This is a genomic window from Ascidiimonas aurantiaca (genome assembly GCF_037646345.1).
Taxonomy (GTDB): Bacteria; Bacteroidota; Bacteroidia; order Flavobacteriales; family Flavobacteriaceae; genus Ascidiimonas; species Ascidiimonas aurantiaca.
The window spans coordinates 1-1,487 of the sequence record NZ_JBBEWR010000036.1 but is presented as its reverse complement, the minus strand read 5'-3'; the positions used below and the strand labels follow the sequence as shown (position 1 = coordinate 1,487).

Below are 1,487 nucleotides of genomic sequence, written 5' to 3'. Positions count from 1 at the left end.
ACCACCGTAACCCGTACCTCCGGTACCACCTACCACCTTCGGGCACGTAACAATACCACCGGCTGCTGGAGCGGGGCACAAACCGTAAGTTACAGTGTGAACAGCGTACCGGCTACCCCGGCCGCCCCCACCGTGACCAATAATTGTGAGGCGACCGTACTTACAATGGGTACGGCCCCATCGGGAGAGACGTGGTACTGGCAGAGCAGTGCCACAGGTACCAGTACCACCCTGCACCTTACCGGGAGCATCACCCTGACTACCGGCAGTGTATATTACCTTCGGAGCCGCAACAATACCAGCGGTTGCTGGGGTGGGGTGCGCACCGTAAATTATACCATAGACCCGGCCCCTCAGTGGTATCTGGATGCCGATGGTGACGGTTTTGCGATCAGCAGTGTGCTACAGTGTAACTCTCCCGGCAGCGGATATACCCAAAACGTATTACCCGTGAGCGATCTGGACGATACCAATGTACATATCACGAATATCCCGCCACAGTATTTTTATGAGGATAGCGATGGCGACGGTTTTGGGGACCCGTCAGTAAGTGTATATCGCAGTGTGGCCCCTTCGGGGTATATTACCAACAACACCGATCAGTGTCCGCTACAGAGCGGTCCCTTTAGCGGGTGTCCCCAAGAGCCCTATGAGCCCGTCAGTCTTACCCAGAGCCGCAACTATGTATATACGCGCAGCTACCGGCGTGCGATGAGCAGTGTTTCCGGGATTACCTTTGAGAGCGATGTGATCGAGCAGGCGGGGTATTTTGACGGTCTGGGCCGCCCGTCCCAGCAGGTAGCCATCAAGCAATCGCCTTTGGGAGGCGACCTGGTGATCCACAAGTACTATGATGCTTTTGGTAGGCAGACCAGAGCATACCTGCCCGTTCCCGATACATTGCAGGCCGCGGGGAGCTATCGCAGCGGCGATATGCATACGGCCACCCAGAATTTTTACAAGAGCCACTATCCGGAAGATTTTCCCTCTGCGGCCGCTCAGGCCAACCCTTACAGCGAGACCCTTTTAGAGAATTCCCCGCTGAACCGAACCTTACAACAGGCTGCTCCCGGAGAGGTTTGGAAGCTGGGCAGCGGCCATGAGATAGAAATGGCTTACGGGGTAAACCATGCCACCGAAGTACGGCATTTTCAGGTAGTATTCAGCAATGATGATCCCACGGCCCCTGCCTTGTCGGTAGCCCCCGGCACCTATTACCCTGCCGGGCAGTTATACAAACAGCTTACCCGGGATGAGAACCACCCCGGCACAGCTACCAGAGACCATACCACCGAAGTATTTACCGATGCGCAGGGGCAGGTGGTGCTGAAACGTACCTATGCCAATGAGATTGCGCACGATACCTATTACGTGTATGACGATTACGGCAATCTGAGTTTTGTGCTGCCTCCCAAAGTAGATACGGGTGACGGGGTGAGCACTGCCGAGCTGAATGAACTTTGTTATCAGTACACCTATGACCATCG

General features: G+C 55.3%; 1 protein-coding gene. It reads left to right on the top strand.

The features are described 5' to 3' along the window. A partial coding sequence (locus tag WAO84_RS17120; RefSeq protein ID WP_340067365.1) for a DUF6443 domain-containing protein occupies positions 1 to 1,487 on the top strand: 1,487 nt, incomplete at both ends.